The sequence below is a fragment of the Streptomyces sp. bgisy100 genome (genome assembly GCF_057709105.1).
In genome coordinates this window covers 33,334-54,320 of sequence record NZ_JBYITE010000027.1, presented here as the reverse complement: position 1 = coordinate 54,320, position 20,987 = coordinate 33,334, and the positions used below count along the sequence as shown (strand labels likewise).

Sequence of the window (20,987 nt, the reverse complement as noted above, 5' to 3'; positions counted from 1 at the left end):
GCGGACCAGAGGAAGATGCCTGCGATGTGGAGCCCGGCACGGTGGATGGTGGCGGTCTTCGCGGAGCGGGTGGCGATGCCTCGCCACTGCGTGAGGCGGTTGATGCACCGCTCAACACAGCCGGACGACGGAACGGGCGCAGCCGGACAGGTGTGGGCCCGCTACGGCCTTCCGGGTGCCACCCGGACCGCCGGGGCGGCACCCGGCTCGGACCGGACGGGCCCGAGCCGTCAGCGATCAGCCGGTCAGAGCGGCTTCCTTGCCTGCCGCATCTCCCGCAGCGCCGTCCCGAACCTCCGCCGCATCCCCCGCCGCACCGTCCCGAACCTCCGCCGCAGCCCCCGCACCGGCCGCTTCGCCCACCGTCCGCGCCTTCGTCGGCAGCGCGTAGACCAGGACGAAGACCAGGCCCAGGATTCCGGCGACCCAGCCCAGCGCGTGGGTGAAGGCGTGAGCGAAGGCCTGGCCCACGGCGTCCGGGGTCACGGGCCGGCCCCCGGCTCCCGGCGCGAGGTCGTCGAGCTCTCCGAAGAACACCACGGAGACCAGCCCGAGCCCCAGCGCCACGCCCACCTGCTGGGTGGTGTTGATCAGCCCCGAGGCCGATCCGGAGTGCTCCCGCGGCACGTCGGAGAGCACTGCGTCGGTCAGCGGAGCCACGATCAGGCCCATCCCGATCCCCATCACGACCAGCGGAAAGGCCATCTGCCAGGAGGAGATGGCGGTTCCGAAGTGGTCGGCCTCCCAGATGTAGAGCAGCAGTCCGGCGATCATCGCCAGCGCGCCCGCCTGCAGCACCTTGCGACCGAACCTCGGGACCAGCTTCTGCACGGAGACACCCGCGGCGGCCGACACCGCGAGCGAGAACGGCACGCCGGTCAGACCCGCCCGCAGCGCGCTCCAACCGAGGCCGAGCTGCATGTACATCGTCCAGACCAGGAAGAAGATCCCGGTCACCACGCCGAAGGTGAGCGACACCCCTATGCCCGCGGCGAAGCTCTTCACCCGGAACAGGGAGAGCTCCACCAAAGGCGATCCGTCCCGGCGGGTCTTGGCCCGCTCATGCGCGATGAAGCCGAGGAAGACCACGACGCTGCCGGCCATGCACAGATGCCCCCACAGCGGCCAGCCGAGCTCGCGGCCCCGGGTGAGCGGGTACAGCAGCATCACCAGGCCGAGCGTGGCCAGGGCGACACCGACCAGGTCCAGCCGCAGGGCGTGCGGGGACCGGGACTCGGAGATGAAACGGCGTCCGAGGAACAGCCCGGCGATGCCGACCGGCAGGTTGACCAGGAATATCGGCCGCCATTCCAGGCCGAAGAGGTTCCACTGGGTGAGCAGGGCGCCGATCAGCGGGCCCGACACCGCGGCGAGGCCGATCACCGCGCCGAACATCCCGAAGACCTTGCCCCGTTCGTGCGCCGGGAAGGTGACGTGGATGATGGCCAGCACCTGAGGCACCATCAAGGCCCCGCCGGCGCCCTGCAGCAGCCGGGCCGCCACCAGCATCTCCGGATCGGCGGCGATACCGCACAGCATCGACGCCAGCGTGAACCCGCCCATGCCGAGCAGGAAGATGCGCCGGCGACCGTAGATGTCGCCGAGCCGGCCGCCGGTGATCAGCCCCGCCGCGAAGGCCAGGGCGTAGCCCGCGGTGATCCACTGGATCGCGGTGAACGAGGCACCGATGTCGCGCCGCAGTTCGGGGATCGCGATGTTCACGATGGTGACGTCCACCAGGTCCATGAAGCTCGCGGTCATCACCACGGCGAGCGCGAGCCAGCGGCGGGGGTCGGGTGGCGCGGACGCCGTGTCCGTGACGGCGGCGGGGACGGGGGCGGTGGTCATGAGGCGCGGCCTTTCTGGCACTTCCGGTCAGGCGGTTCCGGGGCGGTGGCTCCGGGACGGTGACTCCAGGGCGGTGGCTCCAGGGCTGGGTTCCGGGACTGTGGTTCCGGGACTGTGGTTCCGGGGCGTTTCCCGGGCACTTCCTGGAGCGCACCGAACACTAGAGCGCCTCTAGGACAGGAGATGTCCCATACGGGCACAGGCGGGGCCAGGCCGGTCGGGTCACCAGCACGAACCCCGGTGCCGGGGGGGGAGGGCACCGGGGTTCGGTTCAGGGGGCCGACGCGGCAGCTCGGGGCTTTGCGCGCCGGCTCAGGGGGCTTACGCGGCGGCGTCGAAGCCCGTGTCGCGCGCCATCTTCTTCAGCTCCAGCAGCGCGTGCTTCTCGATCTGCCGGATCCGCTCACGTGTCAGGCCGTGCCGCTTGCCGACCTCCGTCAGGGTCCGCTCCCGGCCGTCCTCGATGCCGTACCGCATCTTGATGATCGACGCGGTGCGGTGGTCGAGCTTGCCGATCAGCTCGTCGAGGCCTTCGCGGCGGAGCATCACCAGCACGGACTGCTCGGGCGTGGCCGCCGACGTGTCCTCCAGCAGGTCGCCGAACTGGGTCTCGCCCTCGTCGTCCACCGACATGTTGAGGCTCACCGGGTCGCGCGCCCAGTCGAGGACGTCGCCCACACGCTCGGGCGTGGAGCCCAACTCGGCGGCGATCTCGGTGTGCTCCGGCTCCCGGCCGTTCTCGCGGTTGAACTCGCGCTGCACACGCCGGATCCGGCCGAGCTCCTCGACCAGGTGCACGGGCAGCCGGATCGTCCGGGACTGGTCGGCGATGGAACGGGTGATGGCCTGCCGGATCCACCAGGTCGCGTACGTCGAGAACTTGAAGCCCTTGGTGTAGTCGAACTTCTCGACCGCGCGCACCAGGCCCGCGTTGCCCTCCTGGATCAGGTCCAGCAGCGGCAGCCCGCTGCGCGGGTAGCGGCGGGCCACGGCGACGACCAGCCGCAGATTGGAACGGATGAAGACGTCCTTGGCACGCTCGCCCTCGGCAGCCACGGCCTCCAGCTCCTCGCGGCTCGCGCTCTCCCCGGAGCCCTCACCCTTCCCGGAGCTCTCGCCCTTCCCGGAGCCCTCCCCCTCGGCGACGGGGGACGCCTCCACGCCGTCGAGGATCTGCCGGGCGTAGACACCCGCCTCGATGGTCTGGGACAGCTCGACTTCCTTCGCGGCATCGAGCAGGGGTGTGCGCGCTATCTCGTCGAGGTACATGCCGACCAGGTCGCGGTCGGCGATCTCCCCGCCTGCAGCGCGAACACTGTTGGCCCGGTCGGTCTCGGTGGAGGCGGACTGACGACGGGCGACGGCACGGGTTGCCATGCGTGCTCCCTTGCGATGAGTCGGTCGCGGGTCAAACGGACGTACACCCCGGATCGGATGCCCGTTCCGATGGAAACAACGACTGGAATCCGGACAGAATTCCCAAGCCGTCCGACGATTTTTGTGATCATGCAGTACCCTGTCCGGCCACATAGGGGGGCACCATGCGGATCGAGACAGCCGACGTGCAGGTCAGGCCGGGAACGGAAGGCGACCTCGCGGCCCTGACGGACATCTACAACCACTACGTCCGCGAGACGGTGATCACCTTCGACACCGAGCCCTTCACTGCCGGGCAACGTCGCCCGTGGCTGCTCTCCTACCCGAAAGACGGCCCACATCGCCTCCTGGTTGCGCAGGATCGCGGCGGGTGTGTGGTCGGCTACGCCACGAGCAGCCCGTTCCGGCCGAAACCGGCCTACGCAACCTCGGTCGAGGTCACCGCCTACTGCGCACCGGACGCCTCCGGACGCGGGATCGGAAGCCTCCTCTACACCGCCCTGTTCGAGGCCCTGGCGGGCGAGGACCTGCACCGCGCCTACGCGGCCATAGCCCTGCCCAACGAGGCGTCGGTCCGGCTGCACCACCGCTTCGGCTTCTCCCACGTCGGGACGTACCGGGAGGTGGGGCGGAAGTTCGGCCGGTACCTGGACGTGGCCCACTACGAGAAGCACCTCGACGGGAAGCCCGCCGACGCGCACCGCGGCACGACGGGGTGATCACGGATCCGGCCCCTGCCCGGAATCCGGAACCTCCGTGGCGCGGGACGCGCCGGGGCCGGCCGCGGCACGGGAGGCGCCGGGACCGGTCGCCGCAGGGACGCCCCCGCGGCGCAAGGTGATCCCACTCACCCCAGGCGCCCCACCCCTCTCAGCGAACTCCGCAACAGGCCCCTTGTCACCTCAAGGGACCCGCATTTTGTTCAACTTTCAAGAACTGCCCTCGTACAGTGGTCCCATGACAAGCGGAACCGCGGACGAGCCCCGCTGGCTCACCGATGACGAACAGCGCACCTGGCAGGCCTATCTGCACGCGACCGCGCTCCTGGAGGATCATCTCGACCGCCAGTTGCAGCGCGACGCGGGCATGCCGCATGTCTATTACGGCCTGCTGGTGGCCCTGGCGCGCGCCCCGCGCCGCCGGATGCGGATGACGGAGCTGGCCCAGAACGCCAAGATCACCCGCTCCCGCCTCTCGCACGCCGTGGCGCGCCTGGAGAAGCAGGGCTGGGTGCGTCGCGAGGACTGCCCGTCCGACAAGCGCGGGCAGCTCGCCGTCCTCACCGAGGAGGGGTACGCGGTCCTGGAGAAGTCGGCCCCGGGACATGTGGCCGCCGTCCGCGCCGCGATCTTCGACCGGCTCGATCCCCACCAGGTGGAGCAACTGGGCGAGATCTGCCGGATCATGGCCGAGGGGCTCCAGCCGGAGCAGGGCGCGGACCTTCCCTGGCTCCGCTGACCCGGGGATCCACGGAGCCGGGAATCCGCTGAGGTGAGGATCCGCTGAACCGGGGATCCCCTGAGCCGGGGCTCAGCTGAACCGGGGATCCGCTGAGCCCGCACCGGCACCTCCACGGGGAACGGGCCGGACCGACGGGGAACGGGCCGGACCGCACGCCCCGCCCGCCATCACACCGGCCACCGCCCCCCGCACCCCCCCGTCCCCGCACAGCCGCCGTCCCCGCACAGCCGAAGGGCCCCGCTCGGCGCAAGCGGGGCCCTGACCGGCCGGTACGCGAGGACAGATCCGTACGCGAAGACCGGTCCGTATGCCACGACCGGTCCGTATGCGCAGACCAGTCCGTATGCGCAGACCGGCCCGTACGCGACGACCGTTCCGTGCGTCAGTGCGCGAGGACCGGCACCGTCACCTCGTCCTCCACCGGGTGCGCCTCGTCGTCCGAGCCCGCGACCTTCTGCCCGCCCTGGCCGCGGGTGGTGATGAAGGTGAAGGCGATGGCCGAGGACACCAGCAGGATGCCGACCGCCCACCAGATCGCGCTGGTGTACCCGTGCACCATCGCCGCGAGCTTCAGGGCCGTCGGCGACGTCGCCCCGGCCGCGTGCGAGGTCGCGTAGGCCGTGGTGGCGCTCGCCGCGATGGTGTTGAGCAGCGCGGTTCCGATGGCGCCGCCGACCTGCTGCGAGGTGTTGACCATCGCGGAGGCCACCCCGGCGTCCCGCGGCTGCACCCCGTACGTGGCCATGCTCATGGCCGGCATGAACGCCGTGCCCATGCCGAGGCCGAGCAGCAGCTGCGCCGGCAGGATCAGCGTGGTGTAGTCGCTGCCGACCTCCAGCCGGGTCAGGAGCAGCATGCCGGTGGCGGCGACCAGGAAGCCCGGTGCCATCAGCAGCCGCGGCGGAACGCGGTTCATCAGCCGGGCGCCGATCTGCGTCGAGCCGGTGATCATGCCCGCGATCATCGGGAGGAAGGCGAAGCCGGTCCGGACCGGCGAGTACCCCTTCACGATCTGCAGGTAGTAGGTGAGGAAGAGGAACAGGCCGAACATCGCGATCACGGCGAGCCCCAGCGAGGCGTAGACCCCGCCGCGGTTCCGCTCGGTGACCACGCGCAGCGGCAGCAGCGGCGCCTTGACCCGGGACTCGACCAGGGCGAACGCGGCCAGCAGCACGCCGGCGGCGACGAACAGGCCGAGAGTGACCGAGGAGGTCCAGCCGTCGGACTCGGCGCGGGTGAAGCCGTACACCAGGGCGACCAGGCCGAGCGTGGAGAGCACCACACCCGGGATGTCGAGGGTGGAGCGGTTCCGGCTGCCCTCGGGCTCCCGGATCACGAAGTACGCGCCGGCGGCGGCGATCACGGCGAACGGGATGTTCACGAAGAACGTCCAGCGCCAGTCCAGGTATTCGGTGAGGAAGCCGCCGAGGATCAGACCGACGGCACCGCCGCCGCCCGCGATGGCGCCGTAGATGCCGAACGCCTTCGCCCGCTCCTTGGCGTCGGTGAACATCACCGCGAGCAGGGACAGCGCGGCCGGCGCGAGCAGCGCGCCGAACGCCCCCTGCAGCGCGCGGGAGCCGAGGAGCACCCCGGTGTTCACCGCGGCGCCGCCCAGGGCCGACGCGCCGGCGAAGCCGACCAGCCCGACGAGGAAGGTGCGCTTGCGGCCCCACAGATCGGCGATCCGCCCGCCGAAGAGCAGCAGCCCGCCGAAGGCCAGGGCGTAGGCGGTGATGACCCACTGCCGGTTGCCGTCGGATATGCCGAGGTCGGCCTGGGCGGAGGGCAGCGCGATGTTCACGATGGTCGCGTCGAGGACCACCATCAGCTGGGCGAGGGCGATGAAGATGAGCGCTTTCCAGCGCCGTGGATCGAGTGCCGGAACGGAATCGGGCATGGCTGTGCCTACCTCAGGGTGCGGAGTGGGAAGAACGGGACGTTCGGAAGCGAGGACGGAGAATGGAGGAACGGCGGAAGCGGGCGGGTCGGCGGAAGCGGGCGGGGACGTGGGTCGCCTGTCGCGGGAAGGTCGGTGCGTGCAGGACGTCGCCCGGTACCGGCCGGGCAGGGCGGTGCGTGCTCAGGGCTGCTGTCGGAGGTCCTCCAGCGTGGCCGCGGAGCCGGGGAGTTCGGAGCGGGCCGGGGTGTGCAGGCCGTCCAGGAACAGCTGCAGATGGCGGTGGATGAACTGGTCGAAGCCGCCGCAGGCGTTGCCGGGCAGCGGCCGGGTCAGCTGAGTGATCGCCACCATCAGGTCGCCGACGGCGATGTCCCCCCGCAGCCGGCCGTCCCGCCGCGCCCGGTCCATCAGCGCTTCGATGGCGCGATCGAGCCGGTCGCGGGCCGCCGCGTGCTCCGGATGGTCGCGGTCGACGCCCTCGGCCAGCAGCGGGCAGAGCGCCCCGATCCGCTCGTCGGCCGCCGCGTGGACGAAGCGCCGCAGCGCCTCGAAGCTGTCGGTCTCCTCGGCGAGCGCGGCCTCGGCCTGGTCGGCGATCCGGGACATGACGTCCAGCGTGACGCGGTGGATCAGCTCGCCGCGGTCCGGGAAGTGACGGTAGAGCGTCGCGTTGCCGACGCCCGCGCGACGAGCGACCTCGTCCAGCGGGATGTCGGGGCCCTGCTCGACCAGCAGCTCCCGGGCAGCGGCGATGATCAGCTTTCGGTTGCGCAGCGCGTCGGCCCGCAGCCGGGGCCGGTGGTGCTGCTCGGTGGTGGTGGCCAACTCCGGCACCCCTCTCCTGGTCGTGTCGGACCCGTCGCCGGGTTCCCGCTCTGCTGGACGGTCCGGCCGCGCGGTGGGCGCGGGATGCGGAGAGCAAGTCCCCGTTTGATCCGGACACCGTCTTAACGGGGATTGAGTCCCCGGATATTTCACCCTGCCGCCGTGACCCGCGTCACACCCCACCCGCGCCACACCACGGACACCGACTGTCGCCGAGCCGTAACACTCCGAGGTGGAACGTCGCCCGGACGGCGCAGGGCTTCCGCCCGGACGGCCGCATCCGGCGCGCCACCTGCCGGGGCGCAGCAGCACGGTGGTCACAGAGCGCGGTCGGCCGTGGACGACTGCCCCCGACCGGAAGGCGGCAGCATGACGCCACACCGCCCCCGAATAGGCGAGGCCCTCGCGCACAGGGCCCGCCCCCGCAAGCCCCGCCGCTGCACCGCGCTCCTCGCCGTCGCCGCCCTCGGGCTCACCGCCCCCACCACCGCGACCGCCACCGTCACCCTCGGCACCCCGGGCCCCTCCCCGGCCACCCGGGCCGAACCCGACGCCCCCTGCACGCCCGCCACCGTCCCCGGGGTGCAGATGTCGGAAGGCCTGCCGACCCCGCCGGGCCACAGCCCGAGCACCGGAGTCCTCCGGTCCCTGAACCTCATGATCGACTTCCCCGACGCGCACGGCGAGGGCAGCCCGCGGGCGCGGTTCGACGAGTTCTTCCCGGCGACCGCCGACTGGTACCGGACCAGCTCCTACGGGGCGCTGGACTACAGGGCCGAGGCACCGGTCATGGAGTGGCTGCGGATGCCCCGCTCGTTCGTCGAGTACGGGGTGGACCGCGGCGTCAGCTACGAGCCGGGCTACCGGCAGCTGGCGAAGGACATCGCGGAAGCCGCCGACGCCCGGGTCGACTTCGGCGCGTACGACGTGGTCAACGTGCTGGTGACGCCGAACGCCGGCCCGTCCGCGCTCGACACCGTGCTCTCCGTGACCTTCGCCGGCATACGCGACGCCCCGCAGGCGGACGGGGTGACCCTCGGTCACATGTCGTTCGTCTACAGCCGCCAGGACGACGGCTCGGCGACCGCGGGGCTGAACGCCTACCGGGTGCTGCCGCACGAGAACGCCCATGCCCTCGGACTGCCCGACCTCTACACCGCGCAGGGCGGCACCCGGGCCGGCCACTGGGACATCATGTCCGAGGACTGGGGGGCCAACAACGACTTCCTCGCCTGGCACAAGCGCAAGCTCGGCTGGCTCGGCGGCAAGCAGGTGGTCTGCGCCGACGGGACCGGGAGCAGCGAACACACCATCAGCCCGCTCGCCCGCCCGGACGGCACCAAGCTGGTGTACGTGCCGGTCTCCGGACGGACGGGGTACGCGGTCGAGGTCCGCACCCAGGAGGGGAACGACGCCGCCGTCTGCAAACCGGGAGTCCTCGTCTACTGGATCGACACCGGGGTGAGCAGCGGCGAGGGGCCGGTCACCGTCAAGGACAGCAAGCCGCACAGCGACGGCTGCACGACCCGGCCCAACGTGAACGCGGAGCTGACCGACGCCCCGTTCGCCCCCGGGGAGCGGATGGCGGACGGCACCACCGGCATCACCGTGGAGGTCATCGGCTCCGACGCGTCCGGCAACCACCGGGTACGGATCACCCGGCCCTCGTGACTCCCCCGGTCCTCCTGTCCCGGCCTTTCTGACGGCGGCCTTCCTTGCGACGGCCTTCCTGACGCACGCGGTCGGCCCGCACGACCCGGCGCCGGTACCGGCCCGCGGGCGGTGACACGCCGCACGGATGCGGAAGCCGGCCCCGCTCGCCCTCACGCGCCGGGGGTGAGCAGCCCGGACTCGTAGGCGATCACGACCAGTTGGGCCCGGTCCCGCGCTCCCAGCTTCGCCAGGATGCGGCTCACATGAGTCTTGGACGTCAGCGGGGAGAGGACCAGTTCCTCGGCGATCTCGTCGTTGCTCAGCCCCTGCCCGACCAGCGCCAGCACCTCCTTCTCCCGGCCGGTCAGCTCGGCGAGTTCGGGCACGTCGTACGACCGGTGCGGATGCGCCACGAACGCCTCGATGAGGTGCCGGGTCACCCGCGGGGACAGCAGGCCCTCGCCCGCGGCGACCACCTTCACCGCCGCCAGGAGGTCGGTGGGCGCGGTGTCCTTGAGGAGGAAGCCGCTGGCCCCGGCCCGCAGCGCGGCGAAGACCTGCTCGTCCTCCCCGAAGGTGGTCAGGACCAGGACCTTCACCGCCGACAGCTCCGGGTCCCGGGTGATCTCCCGCGTGGCGGAGATCCCGTCGAGCCCGGGCATCCGGATGTCCATGAGGACGAGGTCCGGGCGGACGCTGCGGGCCAGCGACACCGCGCCCCGGCCGTCCTCCGCCTCCCCGACCACGGCCAGCTCCGGGTCGCCGTCGACGAGCAGCCGGAAGCCGGCCCGGATCAGCTCCTGGTCGTCGGCGAGCAGCACCCGCACCGTCCCCGTCATGACGCCTCCGTGGGAATCTCCGCCCGGACCCGGAACCCGCCGTCCGCCGCCGGGCCCGCCTCCAGGCAGCCGCCCACCGCCTCGATCCGTTCCCGCATGCCGGTCAGCCCCATGCCCCCGGGCCGCGCGGGCCGGGGCCCGGGCGGTGGCGCGGGCCGCTGCACCCCGTCGTCGCGCACCTCGACCCGCAGCAGGTGCGGCTCGTACGCGAGGCTGACCCGGACCCGGCCCACCGCCTCGCCGTGCTTGGCGACGTTGGTGAGGCTCTCCTGGACGAGCCGGTAGACGCTGAAGCCGACCACCGACGGCACCTCCCGGTGCTCCCCGCGCACCTCGAAGCCGACCGGCAGGCCGCCCCGGCGCACGGACTCGGTGAGTCCGGGCAGGTCGGCGAGGCCGCGTTCGGCGACCACCGGGGCCCGCTGCCGCCCGCCGTGCCGTAGCAGGCCGAGCGTGGTGCGGATCTCCTCCAGGGCGGTCGCGCTGGCGCGGTTGATCTCCCGCAGGGCCTCCCTGCCCGCTCCGGGGTCGGCGTCGAACATGTGGGCCGCCGCGCCCGACTGCACATTGATCATGGCGATGCTGTGCCCGACCACGTCGTGCAGCTCCTGCGCGATCCGCAGCCGCTCCTCGTCGACCCGGCGCCGCGCCTCGGCCTCGCGGGACTGCTCCGCGCGGATCGCCCGCTCCTCGACGAGCCGCGCGTAGCGACGCTGGCTGCTCAGCGCGATCCCGGCGGCGACCGCCGCCACGAACCAGCCCAGCTGGATGCCGTTGTGCAGCTGGAACCGCGGGATCCGGTCCACCAGCTCCGCGGTGAAGTAGACGACGACCGTGGACACCGTGCCCAGCACCACAGCCCAGCGCAGCGGCCGCAGCAGCCCCACGGTGTACAGCGCGATGATCATGCAGATGCCCAGCGGGAAGACCGCGCCGGTCAGCGTCGCGTGGACGAGCGTCGCCACCACCGTGACCGCCAGCACGGCCACCGGATACGACCGCCTGACCAGCAGCGCGGCACAGGCCGCGGCCGCGACCAGCGCGGGGCCGGGCTCCGGGGACTCCCCCTCGACCAGCACCGGAAAGGCCAGGACCAGCGCGAACACGGCACCGGCCAGCAGCCAGTCGTCCGAGCGCCGATGCATACCTCCGACGCTAGATCATCTTCACCCGCCCCGCCCGCGGGGACGGGCCGGGTGACGGCGGCGGTGACGGCACCCGGTGCCGCCCGATCGCGCGGTGCGGTCGGCGGGGCCCGCGGCGGTGCGGGGGTGGGGAGCTCCCGGTCCGCCCGTGCTCCCGCACCGGTCCCTGCTCCCGCATGCACCCCCGGGAGAAGGGCGCGGGGCGCCGTACTGCTGGAGGTGTACGCCGACTGTCTGCTCGGGCCGGACGCCCCGGGCCCCGTCGTTCCCGCACGGTAGAGGTTCTGCGGGCGGCACCGGGTGCCATCCGCTTCTCCGCACCCCGCCCCCGAACGGCTCCGGCCGCGACAGGACACCGCCTTGCAGATCGTGACCCTCATCCCCGCACACAACGAAGGACCGAACATCGCGGCCACGCTGCGCTCCCTGACGGAACAGTCCCGTCGTCCCGACCGGACCACGGTGGTCAGCGACAACAGCACCGACGACACCGTCGCCGTGGCCCGCGCCGAGGGCGCCCGGGTCATGGAGTCCGTCGGCAACACCGCCAAGAAGGCCGGGGCGCTCAACCAGGCGCTCGCCCGGCTGCTGCCCACCCTGAACGACGAGGACGGCATCCTCGTCCTGGACGCCGACTCGGTCATCGCGCCGGACTTCCTGGCCACCGCTGAGCTCCGGCTGTCCGCGGACCCCGGCCTGGGGGCGGTCGGCGGCATCTTCCACGGCCTGCCGGGCGAAGGGCTCCTCGGCCAGCTGCAGCGCAACGAGTACCTGCGCTACGGCCGGGACATCGCCCGCCACCAGGGACGCGTCATGGTGCTCACCGGCACCGCGTCCGTGATCCGGGTCGGCGCCCTCCGCGAGATCGCGGCGGCCCGGGGCCACACCCTGCCCGGCACGGAGGGACGGGTGTACGACACGCTCGCCCTGACCGAGGACAACGAGCTGACGCTGGCCCTGAAGATGCTGGGCCGGCGGCTGGTCTCGCCACCCGAGTGCCGGGTCCTCACCGAGATCATGCCCACCTGGCGGGACCTCTGGCGGCAGCGCATGCGCTGGCAGCGCGGCGCCCTGGAGAACCTGCGCCAGTACGGCCTGAACCGGGTCACCGCCCGGTACTGGCTCCAGCAGATCGGCATGGGCGTGGGCGCCGTCGCCCTCTCCCTCTATCTGCTGCTCATGGTGATCACCGCGGTCATGGGCGGCTGGGCCGTCGAACCGCTGTGGATCGCGGTGGGACTGATCTTCCTCGTCGAGCGGGTGACCACGGTATGGAGGGGAGGAGGCCGCGCCCGTGCGCTGGCCTCCCCGCTGGTCATCGAGCTCGCCTACGACCTGTTCGTCCAGGCCGTATTCGTCCGGTCACTGATCGACATCGCCACCCGGCGCACGGCTCAGTGGCACCACGCCGGCCAGAAGGAGGCCACCTGATGACGTACGCAACAGGCGCGGCAAGCGCCCCCGCCGCAGGCAGCGCCGGGATGCTCGCCGCCACCGGACTGACCGCACTGACCCTCACCGTGGCGGCGCTGACTCTCATCTTCGCGGGCCTCGCGCTGGCGAAACTGGTCCCGATGAAGCGCCGCCGCCGCTGAGCCGCGCACCGCGCGGCAGCTGGTCCGCGCCGGGACTGGGACTCTCGGTTCCGGCGCGGCGGGCTGTCCGGACGCCTACCGTCCGGACGCCTCGCGCCCGAACGCGGTGCGGCGAGCAGCCGGCTGCACACCTCGCTGAGCACCTGGGCGAGTACCTGGGGCCGAGCACCCGGGCCAGTACCTGGGGCCGAGCACTTGAGCCGAACACCTGGGCCGAGCGCCTGAGCCAGGCACTTTGAGCCGAGCATCTGGAGGAGACAACCGCAGAGTGTCGCAGGACGGTCCGGCAGGGGAGGAGCCCCGCCGCCCATACGGCAACCACTCGTCCGGTCCTCACGTCGGGTCGGCGGTAGCCAGTCCGAGAGCAGACCCGTACGGGAACAGTCGACGCGACGCACAACCCCGCGCCCCCCACCGAGCAGTGCGACGCGCACTCGCACGGCGCCACGGCTCACACCCGCCCCCGCACATGCTTCCGCGTGCGGATCCGCTCCGGCCGCCCCTCCGTGGCGGGCGAACAGGCCGGGTCACCCGAGCCGGGTGACATCGCAGGGATGTCCTGCGGCCGTGGGTCCGGTCCCGGACTCACGGGCGGATCCGCACGCGGAACGCGCGCGGCAGTGGTACCGGCAGGCTGCCGGACGGACACGGGAGCCCGCCGTATCGGAGCCCCGCCGAACAGGTACGGAACACCCGCACCTCCCGACGTCCACCCTCAGACGCCCAGCCGGCCACCGGTCAGCCGCGCCAGCGGGCGACGGCGACGCGCGGCGCGCCGACGGAGCACCACTACGGTGGCACCGGCCACGGCGGCTCCGGCACCGGCGGCGACGGTCGCCACCTTCCGTGCCTTGATCACCATCCAGGCGGTGCCCGCCGCGGCAACGGCCTTCTTGGGGGCCTCGGCAGCCACGGTCCGACCGGTGGCAACCGCCTTGTCGGCAGCCACCTGTGCCTTCCCCGCTGCGGCCTGCGCGGCCCGCGTCGCGGTCGTCGCCGCGCTCCCTACGGTCGACCCCGCCTCACCGGCCGTCTCCTTGGCCTTGTCGGCGGTGTCCTTGGCCTTGGCCTCGGCGGCCTTGGCGTTGGCGTTCGCGGTGGTACGACGGGCAGCAGTACGCACATTCTTTTTCTCAGTCATGACCTTCGCCTAACCGCTCGGCATCGCAGCAAACCCATCGGGATACCGCCCGGCCCGCACGAAGAACACCAACCTCTGAGATCACGTCAGTTCTCGAACATCGCGCGAAATTACCGTCACAGACGAACACAAGTGCCCCCGAGTACCCGCCCCCGCGCCCGGCAAACCAATCATCCGACAGGAATGACCAGCAAAAGCACGGGAATTCGAGTGACCGGAGGTTGATAGACATGGTTCCCCTTCTTCTCGTACTTCTGCTCGCCGCCCTGCTTTTCGGCGCCGGCTTCGCCCTCAAGGCCCTGTGGTGGATAGCGGCGATCGTCCTGGTCGTCTGGCTGCTGGGCTTCGTGGTCCGCCCCGCCGCCTCGGGCGGCCGCCGGGGCCGCTGGTACCGCTGGTAGACCCCACCGGGAACGACGGCAGCACAACGATGATCAGCAGGACCTGATCCGCGGCAGCGGACAGGACTCGATCCCCCGCAGGAACAGAAAGGCATTCACCTGTGACCGAGAACATCTGGGCCTACACGCCGACGGCCGGTTACCTGACCGGCACCGACCTCGCGGGATACACGGTGGAGGCCACGGACGGCAGCGTGGGAAAGGTCGACAAGCACTTCGACGAGGCAGGTTCGGCCTTTGTCATCGTCGACACCGGAATCTGGATCTTCGGAAAGCACGTCCTGCTGCCTGCGGGCACCATCTCCAGCGTCGACCACGAACTGAGGACGCTCTTCGTCGCCCGCACGAAGGACGAGATCAAAAATGCCCCGGAGTTCGACAGGGACCAGCACTCCACCGACCCGGAATACCACCGCCAGGTGGGCGGCTACTACGGCGGCTTCCCCGCCTGACCAGCACCCACCGCGCGCCGGGCCGCCGGCCTCCCCCGAGGAGGATCCGGCGGCCCGGCGCCGCGTCGGCCCCGCCGGCCGGCCGCCCAGGACGATGCTCCGGTCCCCAGCCACCCGGCCGACCCCACCCGCTACACTGAGGCACCGAAGATCCCCGCCTCCGTAGCTCAGGGGATAGAGCACCGCTCTCCTAAAGCGGGTGTCGCAGGTTCGAATCCTGCCGGGGGCACCGGAAAAGGGCCAGCTCAGGAGGAGTTTCCTCCCAGGCTGGCCCTTTGTCGTGTTCGAGGCGTGCCATACGCGTGCCACTAGAGTCCACGCGGAGTCCACATCCCCTAGCTGGTGGCCTCTCCCCCGCCCTCGCGGATCATGGCTCCGAGCCGATCAGCGAGGGCCCGGCCCGGTCGCTGGTCATGTGCTGATAGATCAGCGCGGCGCGTGAGCTGCTGTGGCCCATGCGGGTCATCAGCTCACGGGTGCTGGCCCCAGCCGTCGAGGCCAGGGTGTTGCCCGTGTGGCGGAGGCCGGACAGGAGCCGCCGGCGCGGCGACACGAAACCACAGCGGGTGACGGTCGCCTCACCGCTCCCACCTGGGCGTCCATAAACGATCGGCCACACTGGACGCACCATGGCTGCACCCGAAGAACTAGCCGCGGGAACCGGTACGCACCACGGCAGTGGAACCACCGTGCCGCGGCCGACGTCCGGAAGGGCGTGGACGCTGGATGGGCCGCAGTAGCGGCAGGACTTGTCGGGGCGTTAGGGGCTCTCTTGGGGGCGCGAGTTGGGGGACGTTCTGCGGTTGAGGCTGCAGCAGTGGCTGGCGCGACCAGTCACGAGCTCTCCCGCATGGCGGCACGGCGCAGCGCTTACGCTGATCTGGGAACAGCAGCCTTCCGCTTCTCAAGGAAGCTCGTCGAAGTGCAGGGCGTAATCAACAGCCGTTTCTTCGGGTCAAACCCCACGTGGGAGCAGATAGACCCCTCTCTCTACGCCGCGTTGGACTCTGCGCTAGACGACGTTGCCCACAGAGCGATGATTGTCCAGCTGCACGGGCCAGCAGAAATTGTCGATCTGGCTTGGGAAATCTACGCATACTCCCAGCGGGCAGAACGGCGCCTCTCAGAGTACGCAGTGACAACGCGATCAAGAGCAGAAGAGGTTCGACAAGAGGTCGAAGACGCATGGAATGCTGTCTCTAAGTCGCGAGGCATCTTTCTCGCTAACGGAAGGGCTCACCTTGAGGGTGAACCCATCCCGCTTGAGACCGAGCCGTACCTGCACCCCCTTCCGCGGGAAGAACCTGGCTGTTAGCTCTGCCCCACCGCCAGACAGGTCGTGAGGCAAGGCGCAATTCGTTCGGCCGGCACATCCGCCGTGTCTGCGTTTCTGACCACCACCCGCGCTGCGATCAGGACGGCCCTCCCTGCCGTCTCTACATGACCATCGAGCGCGCGGTGACAGCCGGGGTGCCGTTCTCGTGGTTCACGGCGGACGAGGAGTTCGGCCAAAATCGCGGCCTGCGCAGGTTCTTGGACGAAGGTGGCACCGCGTACTGCATGGCGATCCCCGAAATCGACCGACACGAATACCGGGGGCATCACCACCAACCCCGATTGCCCGACCCGATTGGACGTCGTGGCAGCCGGCTTGCGGACGCGGAATTTCACGCGTCGCGCCTGTGGAATCGGGACGAAGGGGTTTCGCGTCTACGACTGGGCCGTGATCCATGGTCCCGAGGCGCACCTGTACGTGATCCGGCGCAACATCGAGGACGGGGAGATCTCCTACTTCCACTGCTACAACCCGCGAGGGGAGTCGCTGTCGGAACTGGTCGCGGTCATCGGATTGCGCTGGCCGGTCGAGGAATGCTTCGAGGCTGCGAAACAACAGGCCGGGCTGGACGACTACCAGGTGCGCAAGTACGACGCCTGGTATCGCCACATCACCCTGTCCATGCTGGCACTGGCCTTCTTGGCCGCGATGGCCCGGAGCCCGCAAAAAGGGGCTCCGCGGGACCGGGCAGCGCCCGGCTGCCGCGAGCACGCACACAGCGGCTCGCGGCCTTGACCGTTGCCGAGGCTCGACGGTTGTTCAACCTGATCGGTTCTGCTCGTGACGCGGTTGACCTCGGGCTTTGCTGGTCGGTCTGGCGCCGCGCGCATCAAGCCGAAGCCCGGCGCCATCACTTTCGGAGACGGCTGCGACTCCAGATGATCAAGATCTAGCCCTGTAGTACTAGAGTGCCCCCGACGCCGCCACGGCCACCGCGATGAAGGTCCCCGCCGAAGCCGCCACCCAGCACGCCCGGGTCACACGCACGCTGCAGCGGTTCAGGGCCGCATTGCGCGCCACCGCACCGGGCAGCACCACCGTGCAGACCTGGACCGAACACACCGCCACCTGGAGGATGGCCACATGACCACAGCGTCGGCCGCCGAACTAAGACCTTCACGGTCCGGTCCTCAGGGTGAGATCCGCGACACCCGCTGACCGGCGCCCAAGGTGACCCGCCGCCTTCGAACGGGGCAGCCGCTCGAAGGGATAGCCCACGACGACAGCCAGTGCCGATCTCCCTCTACAAGCGAACGAGTCGCTGTACGTTCGCGGTATTCCAGGCGTGGGAGGGAAGACGTGAAGTACTGGCTGTTAGCCGCCGAGAACAAGACGTCCGCGTACGAGATGACCCGCGGATCTTCCCAGTCGGCCGGGGGCTGGGATTCGTCGCTTTCAACCGTCACCCGCCTCGAGGTTGAGGAAGGCGACGCAGTCCTACTGTGGCGGAGGGGCCGAGGCGGCGGCGTAGTGGCGCTGGGGGAGATCACCAGCACGACCCCTGTGGACTCCGACACGCTTGATTGGCCGCACGCACGGCTCATAGAGAGACGACGAGGGATCGACTCCCCCACATGTGAGAGTGCGTCTGTCCTTCGGCAAGCTCTCGTTCGCCGCCCCTGTCTCGGCCTCGGTACTCCGGACTTCCGGCCTTGATCACGTAGTGAAGCGGGCCCGGTCAGCGACTAAAGGGCGCCAGCTGGTAGCGCTCAAACTGGCCGCCAAGCGATGGAGAGATTTGATTCAACTCGTGGAGGAGGTAGAGGAACCGGATGACATGCCCACAGGTTGGAGCATCCCACCCGGGGCGGTCGTCAAACGGAGCGAACTGCACGATGTCTACGGAGGCAGTCCACGACTCACTGTCGGTGCCAGTGGAAGGACTCCCAACGCATTCCTCTTCATCGATCGCTCCGCCAAAGGCGAACTTGCCCCTCGGTGGGATGGCCCTGTGCTGCTTGCCTCCGGACAGTCACAGTGGACAGACACCATCTCGGACGACAACCTGGCCGCGCTCGCGCACAGGCGGCGCGGGGTACCGCTGAGGGTCTTCGTCGCGCACCGCAGCGAGCGTCTCTATCTCGGGGAGTTCGCGATTGAACCCGAATCACCGGTGGAGCGCTGGGTGGATACCGGCAAACGGGATATCCGGCCCTCCTACGCTCGCCGGCCACACATAGTGGACACTCGAGCACCGCTTTTCCGGCTTCGCCAGCTGAACGGCATCTCGCTGCCAACGGACGAGGTGGACCCGTTCCGGAACGCCTCTCGCATCAGCCTTCGGCTGCAACCTGTCGGTAACCAGCCAGCCGCGACCACCATCCGCAAGCTGCTTACCGTTCTGGAAAGCGAGCCAGCAACCGCCACGTCCCTCGTTGAGCTCAACGAGGCTCAGCTGCTCGCGACTCTGGTTCAGCGCGCAAGACGGCAGGCTGATCTGGATGAGCTGCGCGCCGCAGTCGAGGACCCCGAAAGCAGCGAAGGCGACCTGCAGAGACTCGTCGAGCGGATGACCTGGATCTTCGGGGGCGAGTTCCTGCCAGGCACGGTCCGCCGCAACATCACCCTGCGAGACCAGCTGGACCTGGCTCTGCTCCGGCCAGACGGGACCCTGCACGGCGTCGAACTCAAGAAGGCCAACATCACGCGGCTGGTCACCGGCCAGCGGAACCACCTGATTGTTGGCACAGAGGTCAACAAAGCGGTCGGGCAGGCAATGAACTACCTACGCGAGCTGGACGAGAAGCGCCCACAGATCCTAGTGGACTTGGGTATCGATTGCCGACGCGCGTCGATGACGGTCGTGATCGGGCACAGCAGATTCGTGACCACAGGTGCATCGCCCCAAGAGATCGACGAAACCATTCGTACCTTCAACTCGTACCTGACGCGCTTGAGCGTCACTACATACGGCCGCCTAATCGAGAACGCGCAGCGGACAATCAATCTGACGGCCTCAGACCGATAGGGGGCTGCGCCTGTTGTCGCAAGAGCCTGGACTCTTGACCGGCCTCACATGCGTGCTCGATGCGTGACCGGACGATCCGGCACAGCGTCGCGAGCTGGATGGGGTACGACGCCGTAGGGCGCTGATCAGGCAGAACAGCGCCCTGCGGCAGGGTGTAGCACCGCCTGGCAAGGATTCGACCCCACTCCGACTGCCCTCAAGGTCGGACGCGGAACGGCCCTCTTCACCTGTTCCAAGCACTCGGAGACGGCTCCCATGATCCCCTCTAGGATACGGGCGAGCGCAGAGGGTCGGGCAGACTTACCCGCCGAAGCTGCGAGTCACGTGCACCAAGTGACCACTCTGTGAAAGGAAAGGCACTCGGATGACGTATGCGTCATACGAGGTTAGGAAATCTCGGGCGCCATCCGAACTGCCTGAGTCCGACTCTGTCAACGACGACGGCATGGTGCCCCATCCTCAAGGTGAACGCCTCCTCGGAATAGTGCAGGCCCCGCTTCGGCAGATCCGGACGCTTGAGCATCTCCACAACGCTGCGAAGCGACGGCGGGTCTCCGGCCTCGATTAGATAGCGCAACGAGGTCGGGTAGATGCCCTGCACGGAAATCGGCCGCAGACAGAGCTGCTGGGGTGTGCCCACGCCCCAGGTCATCTCAATCTCACTTAGCTGGGGCCATCCGTCCGGCAGCTCGGCCACGGCAGTCCCTGACTCCAGTTCGCCACGCACCCTTCCCAACTGGTCTGCGGCAGAGGTGACCCAGCTCTCCACTTTACCTACTTCCCGCCGCGTGACAGCGTCGATGGGCCACTTGATTTCGAGGCAGATTCCCAGCTTGTTCTCGGCGTCGACAGCTATGACGTCCAGGTCACCCGCGCGTTTTCCGTCAGCACGCAGCACCTTCACACCGCTCCGTGCTACTACCCCCGGAATCGCGGCAAACCAGTCCTCCCACTCTTTTGCCCGTTTCCCCAGGGTGTGACCCACCCGACCGAACCGACTCGCATCTTGAGCCGCCGTTCTCAGCGCAATGACATCAACCGCCCTCGAAGTGATGAGAGGAGGACAAAGAATGATCTTTTCTCCACTCTCGACGAGGGGCGCGGTCCGGGCCGAACGGCCCACCCGATAGGTCAATCGCTCCAGCAGGTCGTGGATATGCGCGGTCGGAACTTCTGGGCACAGCTGGCTCAAGGCATCGACCATCACTTGCCGATCCAGATGAGCAAGCGTGCTCTCCAGTCTCGCGGCAGAGCGTGCCGCAAGTTCACAGAGGTCGGCAAGCCCCATGATGCCGGCCAGGAGAACCGTGGCTTCCCTCATAGTGAGTCCGTTGCCGAGGGCGAAGGAATCGGGCAAGTATCCTTCCGGCGCAGACTTCCTCCAGGCATCAAGAGACACCGTTGCCCGGTCTGCGGACGCCTTCAAAACCTCGAACGGCGGCCCCTCGCGCGACTCGACGGGGCGAGCCCGGGCCCACCCCCGTTCCACCTCGGAGAACGGTGGTAGTTCTCTCGGACGCGCTCGTGACTCCAGATACATGTCGGCTGCCTCAAGGGCCACATCCCAGGCGTGGCGAACTCGAAGATCCCCGCCTCTGCGCCTAACCGAGTAACCTCCCATGCGGATACTGTGTTCTATCTGCTCCCACCGCGAGAACTCGATGGCGGAGGTGAGCACTTCGAAAGCCGCCTCCTCATCACAGTCACCATCACCAAGCGGAAACTGGTGATGCCACTCAATCACGAACTCGAAGAGGGTTTCCCAGGGAACATCAGTCTGTATCCCGGCGTCTATCTCCCTGGCCCTGAACTCGGCCGCCTTCCGCAGTAGCGCGTAGATGCGTCCCTCTCCTGCGCTCCATGCACGGTGTAGCCGCAGTGCGGACCTCTTTCTGGAAATCTCCTCCAGAAGCTCTTCCGCCGGTTTCATCTCTCTCCCCCTCGCCATCCGAGCCTCTCGGCATAGCATCGGTCAGATACCTGGACGCACCCAAGCGCAGACCACGGTCTTGGGTCCCTGTGTGATCCTCGTACACCAAGCAG

At 69.5% G+C, this 20,987-nt stretch carries 18 protein-coding genes, 1 tRNA gene and 2 pseudogenes; 11 read left to right on the top strand and 10 right to left on the bottom strand.

Features of this window, described 5'->3' with window-relative positions; all coding sequences use genetic code 11:
* Positions 1-237: 237 nt before the first annotated feature.
* Positions 238-1,848, bottom strand: coding sequence for an MFS transporter (locus AC3EQ1_RS19010; protein ID WP_432095512.1), 1,611 nt, complete (start codon positions 1,846-1,848; stop codon positions 238-240).
* Positions 1,849-2,169: 321 nt separating this feature from the next.
* The gene (locus AC3EQ1_RS19005; RefSeq protein ID WP_432095511.1) at positions 2,170-3,225 is read right to left on the bottom strand and encodes a sigma-70 family RNA polymerase sigma factor; all 1,056 of its coding nucleotides are present in this window, start codon (positions 3,223-3,225) and stop codon (positions 2,170-2,172) included.
* Between the two features lie 164 nt (positions 3,226-3,389).
* Between AC3EQ1_RS19005 and AC3EQ1_RS19000 the strand changes: the two genes are divergently transcribed.
* Entirely contained in the window at positions 3,390-3,944 is a 555-nt protein-coding gene (locus tag AC3EQ1_RS19000; RefSeq protein ID WP_432095510.1) for a GNAT family N-acetyltransferase, read from the top strand.
* 238 nt (positions 3,945-4,182) lie between these two features.
* Positions 4,183-4,683 (top strand): MarR family winged helix-turn-helix transcriptional regulator, encoded by a 501-nt coding sequence (locus AC3EQ1_RS18995; RefSeq protein ID WP_432095509.1) that lies wholly within the window; start codon positions 4,183-4,185, stop codon positions 4,681-4,683.
* Between the two features lie 385 nt (positions 4,684-5,068).
* Here AC3EQ1_RS18995 and AC3EQ1_RS18990 read toward each other — a convergent pair whose 3' ends face one another.
* Both AC3EQ1_RS18990 and AC3EQ1_RS18985 read right to left on the bottom strand, forming a co-directional pair.
* The gene (locus tag AC3EQ1_RS18990; protein WP_432095508.1) at positions 5,069-6,586 is read right to left on the bottom strand and encodes an MFS transporter; all 1,518 of its coding nucleotides are present in this window, start codon (positions 6,584-6,586) and stop codon (positions 5,069-5,071) included.
* Between the two features lie 183 nt (positions 6,587-6,769).
* Positions 6,770-7,414 carry a TetR/AcrR family transcriptional regulator gene (locus tag AC3EQ1_RS18985; protein WP_432095507.1) on the bottom strand — a complete coding sequence of 215 codons (645 nt, stop codon included), beginning with the start codon at positions 7,412-7,414 and terminating at the stop codon, positions 6,770-6,772.
* 369 nt (positions 7,415-7,783) lie between these two features.
* Here AC3EQ1_RS18985 and AC3EQ1_RS18980 point away from each other — a divergent pair, with 369 nt between their 5' ends.
* Positions 7,784-9,085: a M6 family metalloprotease domain-containing protein gene (locus AC3EQ1_RS18980; RefSeq protein WP_432095506.1), complete on the top strand. Its 1,302-nt coding sequence runs from the start codon at positions 7,784-7,786 to the stop codon at positions 9,083-9,085.
* 152 nt (positions 9,086-9,237) lie between these two features.
* On the opposite strand, the gene AC3EQ1_RS18975 is transcribed toward AC3EQ1_RS18980, so the two are convergent.
* Positions 9,238-9,906: a response regulator gene (locus tag AC3EQ1_RS18975; RefSeq protein ID WP_432095505.1), complete on the bottom strand. Its 669-nt coding sequence runs from the start codon at positions 9,904-9,906 to the stop codon at positions 9,238-9,240.
* On the bottom strand, positions 9,903-11,051 hold the full coding sequence (locus tag AC3EQ1_RS18970; RefSeq protein ID WP_432095504.1) for a sensor histidine kinase: 1,149 nt from the start codon (positions 11,049-11,051) through the stop codon (positions 9,903-9,905). Before AC3EQ1_RS18970 ends, AC3EQ1_RS18975 begins: the two co-directional genes overlap by 4 nt.
* Positions 11,052-11,420: 369 nt before the next feature.
* On the opposite strand from AC3EQ1_RS18970, the gene AC3EQ1_RS18965 reads away from it, so the two are divergent.
* Positions 11,421-12,482, top strand: coding sequence for a glycosyltransferase family 2 protein (locus AC3EQ1_RS18965; protein ID WP_432095542.1), 1,062 nt, complete (start codon positions 11,421-11,423; stop codon positions 12,480-12,482).
* Positions 12,482-12,646, top strand: a complete 165-nt coding sequence (locus AC3EQ1_RS18960) for a hypothetical protein (RefSeq protein WP_432095503.1) — start codon at positions 12,482-12,484, stop codon at positions 12,644-12,646. The genes AC3EQ1_RS18965 and AC3EQ1_RS18960 overlap by 1 nt, the downstream gene beginning before the upstream one ends.
* 715 nt (positions 12,647-13,361) lie before the next feature.
* Here the strand turns inward: AC3EQ1_RS18960 and AC3EQ1_RS18955 are convergent.
* Positions 13,362-13,787, bottom strand: a complete 426-nt coding sequence (locus AC3EQ1_RS18955) for a hypothetical protein (RefSeq protein ID WP_432095502.1) — start codon at positions 13,785-13,787, stop codon at positions 13,362-13,364.
* Positions 13,788-14,017: 230 nt separating this feature from the next.
* On the opposite strand from AC3EQ1_RS18955, the gene AC3EQ1_RS18950 reads away from it, so the two are divergent.
* The 3 genes from AC3EQ1_RS18950 (at position 14,018) to AC3EQ1_RS18940 (ending at position 14,869) form a co-directional block, all read left to right on the top strand.
* A complete protein-coding gene (locus AC3EQ1_RS18950) occupies positions 14,018-14,188 on the top strand; it encodes a hydrophobic protein (RefSeq protein WP_351505930.1) in 171 nt (56 codons plus the stop codon).
* 101 nt (positions 14,189-14,289) lie between these two features.
* Entirely contained in the window at positions 14,290-14,640 is a 351-nt protein-coding gene (locus AC3EQ1_RS18945; RefSeq protein WP_351505927.1) for a PRC-barrel domain containing protein, read from the top strand.
* 156 nt (positions 14,641-14,796) lie between these two features.
* Positions 14,797-14,869 (top strand) — tRNA-Arg (locus AC3EQ1_RS18940).
* Between the two features lie 106 nt (positions 14,870-14,975).
* On the opposite strand, the pseudogene AC3EQ1_RS18935 reads toward AC3EQ1_RS18940, so the two are convergent.
* Together AC3EQ1_RS18935 and AC3EQ1_RS18930 are read right to left on the bottom strand one after the other, a co-directional pair.
* Positions 14,976-15,163, bottom strand: a pseudogene (locus AC3EQ1_RS18935) (site-specific integrase); the annotation flags it as partial.
* A 788-nt stretch (positions 15,164-15,951) separates the two neighbouring features.
* Positions 15,952-16,311 carry a hypothetical protein gene (locus tag AC3EQ1_RS18930; RefSeq protein WP_432095501.1) on the bottom strand — a complete coding sequence of 120 codons (360 nt, stop codon included), beginning with the start codon at positions 16,309-16,311 and terminating at the stop codon, positions 15,952-15,954.
* Positions 16,312-16,363: 52 nt separating this feature from the next.
* On the opposite strand from AC3EQ1_RS18930, the gene AC3EQ1_RS18925 reads away from it, so the two are divergent.
* From AC3EQ1_RS18925 to AC3EQ1_RS18915, 3 genes and pseudogenes are all read left to right on the top strand, one after another.
* Positions 16,364-16,711 (top strand): hypothetical protein, encoded by a 348-nt coding sequence (locus tag AC3EQ1_RS18925; RefSeq protein WP_432095500.1) that lies wholly within the window; start codon positions 16,364-16,366, stop codon positions 16,709-16,711.
* 175 nt (positions 16,712-16,886) lie between these two features.
* Positions 16,887-17,063 (top strand): annotated as a pseudogene (locus tag AC3EQ1_RS18920) (XRE family transcriptional regulator); the annotation flags it as partial.
* A gap of 864 nt (positions 17,064-17,927) precedes the next feature.
* Entirely contained in the window at positions 17,928-18,944 is a 1,017-nt protein-coding gene (locus tag AC3EQ1_RS18915) for a Shedu anti-phage system protein SduA domain-containing protein (protein WP_432095497.1), read from the top strand.
* Between the two features lie 376 nt (positions 18,945-19,320).
* On the opposite strand, the gene AC3EQ1_RS18910 is transcribed toward AC3EQ1_RS18915, so the two are convergent.
* Positions 19,321-20,874 (bottom strand): hypothetical protein, encoded by a 1,554-nt coding sequence (locus AC3EQ1_RS18910; protein WP_432095496.1) that lies wholly within the window; start codon positions 20,872-20,874, stop codon positions 19,321-19,323.
* Positions 20,875-20,987: the final 113 nt, after the last annotated feature.

Coding starts and splice junctions, on each gene's coding strand:
- AC3EQ1_RS19010 (WP_432095512.1), bottom strand. CDS start 1,848: ATGACCACCGCCCCCGTCCCCGCCGCCGTCACGGACACGGCGTCCGCG.
- AC3EQ1_RS19005 (WP_432095511.1), bottom strand. CDS start 3,225: ATGGCAACCCGTGCCGTCGCCCGTCGTCAGTCCGCCTCCACCGAGACC.
- AC3EQ1_RS19000 (WP_432095510.1), top strand. CDS start 3,390: ATGCGGATCGAGACAGCCGACGTGCAGGTCAGGCCGGGAACGGAAGGC.
- AC3EQ1_RS18995 (WP_432095509.1), top strand. CDS start 4,183: ATGACAAGCGGAACCGCGGACGAGCCCCGCTGGCTCACCGATGACGAA.
- AC3EQ1_RS18990 (WP_432095508.1), bottom strand. CDS start 6,586: ATGCCCGATTCCGTTCCGGCACTCGATCCACGGCGCTGGAAAGCGCTC.
- AC3EQ1_RS18980 (WP_432095506.1), top strand. CDS start 7,784: ATGACGCCACACCGCCCCCGAATAGGCGAGGCCCTCGCGCACAGGGCC.
- AC3EQ1_RS18975 (WP_432095505.1), bottom strand. CDS start 9,906: ATGACGGGGACGGTGCGGGTGCTGCTCGCCGACGACCAGGAGCTGATC.
- AC3EQ1_RS18970 (WP_432095504.1), bottom strand. CDS start 11,051: ATGCATCGGCGCTCGGACGACTGGCTGCTGGCCGGTGCCGTGTTCGCG.
- AC3EQ1_RS18960 (WP_432095503.1), top strand. CDS start 12,482: ATGACGTACGCAACAGGCGCGGCAAGCGCCCCCGCCGCAGGCAGCGCC.
- AC3EQ1_RS18955 (WP_432095502.1), bottom strand. CDS start 13,787: ATGACTGAGAAAAAGAATGTGCGTACTGCTGCCCGTCGTACCACCGCG.
- AC3EQ1_RS18950 (WP_351505930.1), top strand. CDS start 14,018: ATGGTTCCCCTTCTTCTCGTACTTCTGCTCGCCGCCCTGCTTTTCGGC.
- AC3EQ1_RS18910 (WP_432095496.1), bottom strand. CDS start 20,874: ATGAAACCGGCGGAAGAGCTTCTGGAGGAGATTTCCAGAAAGAGGTCC.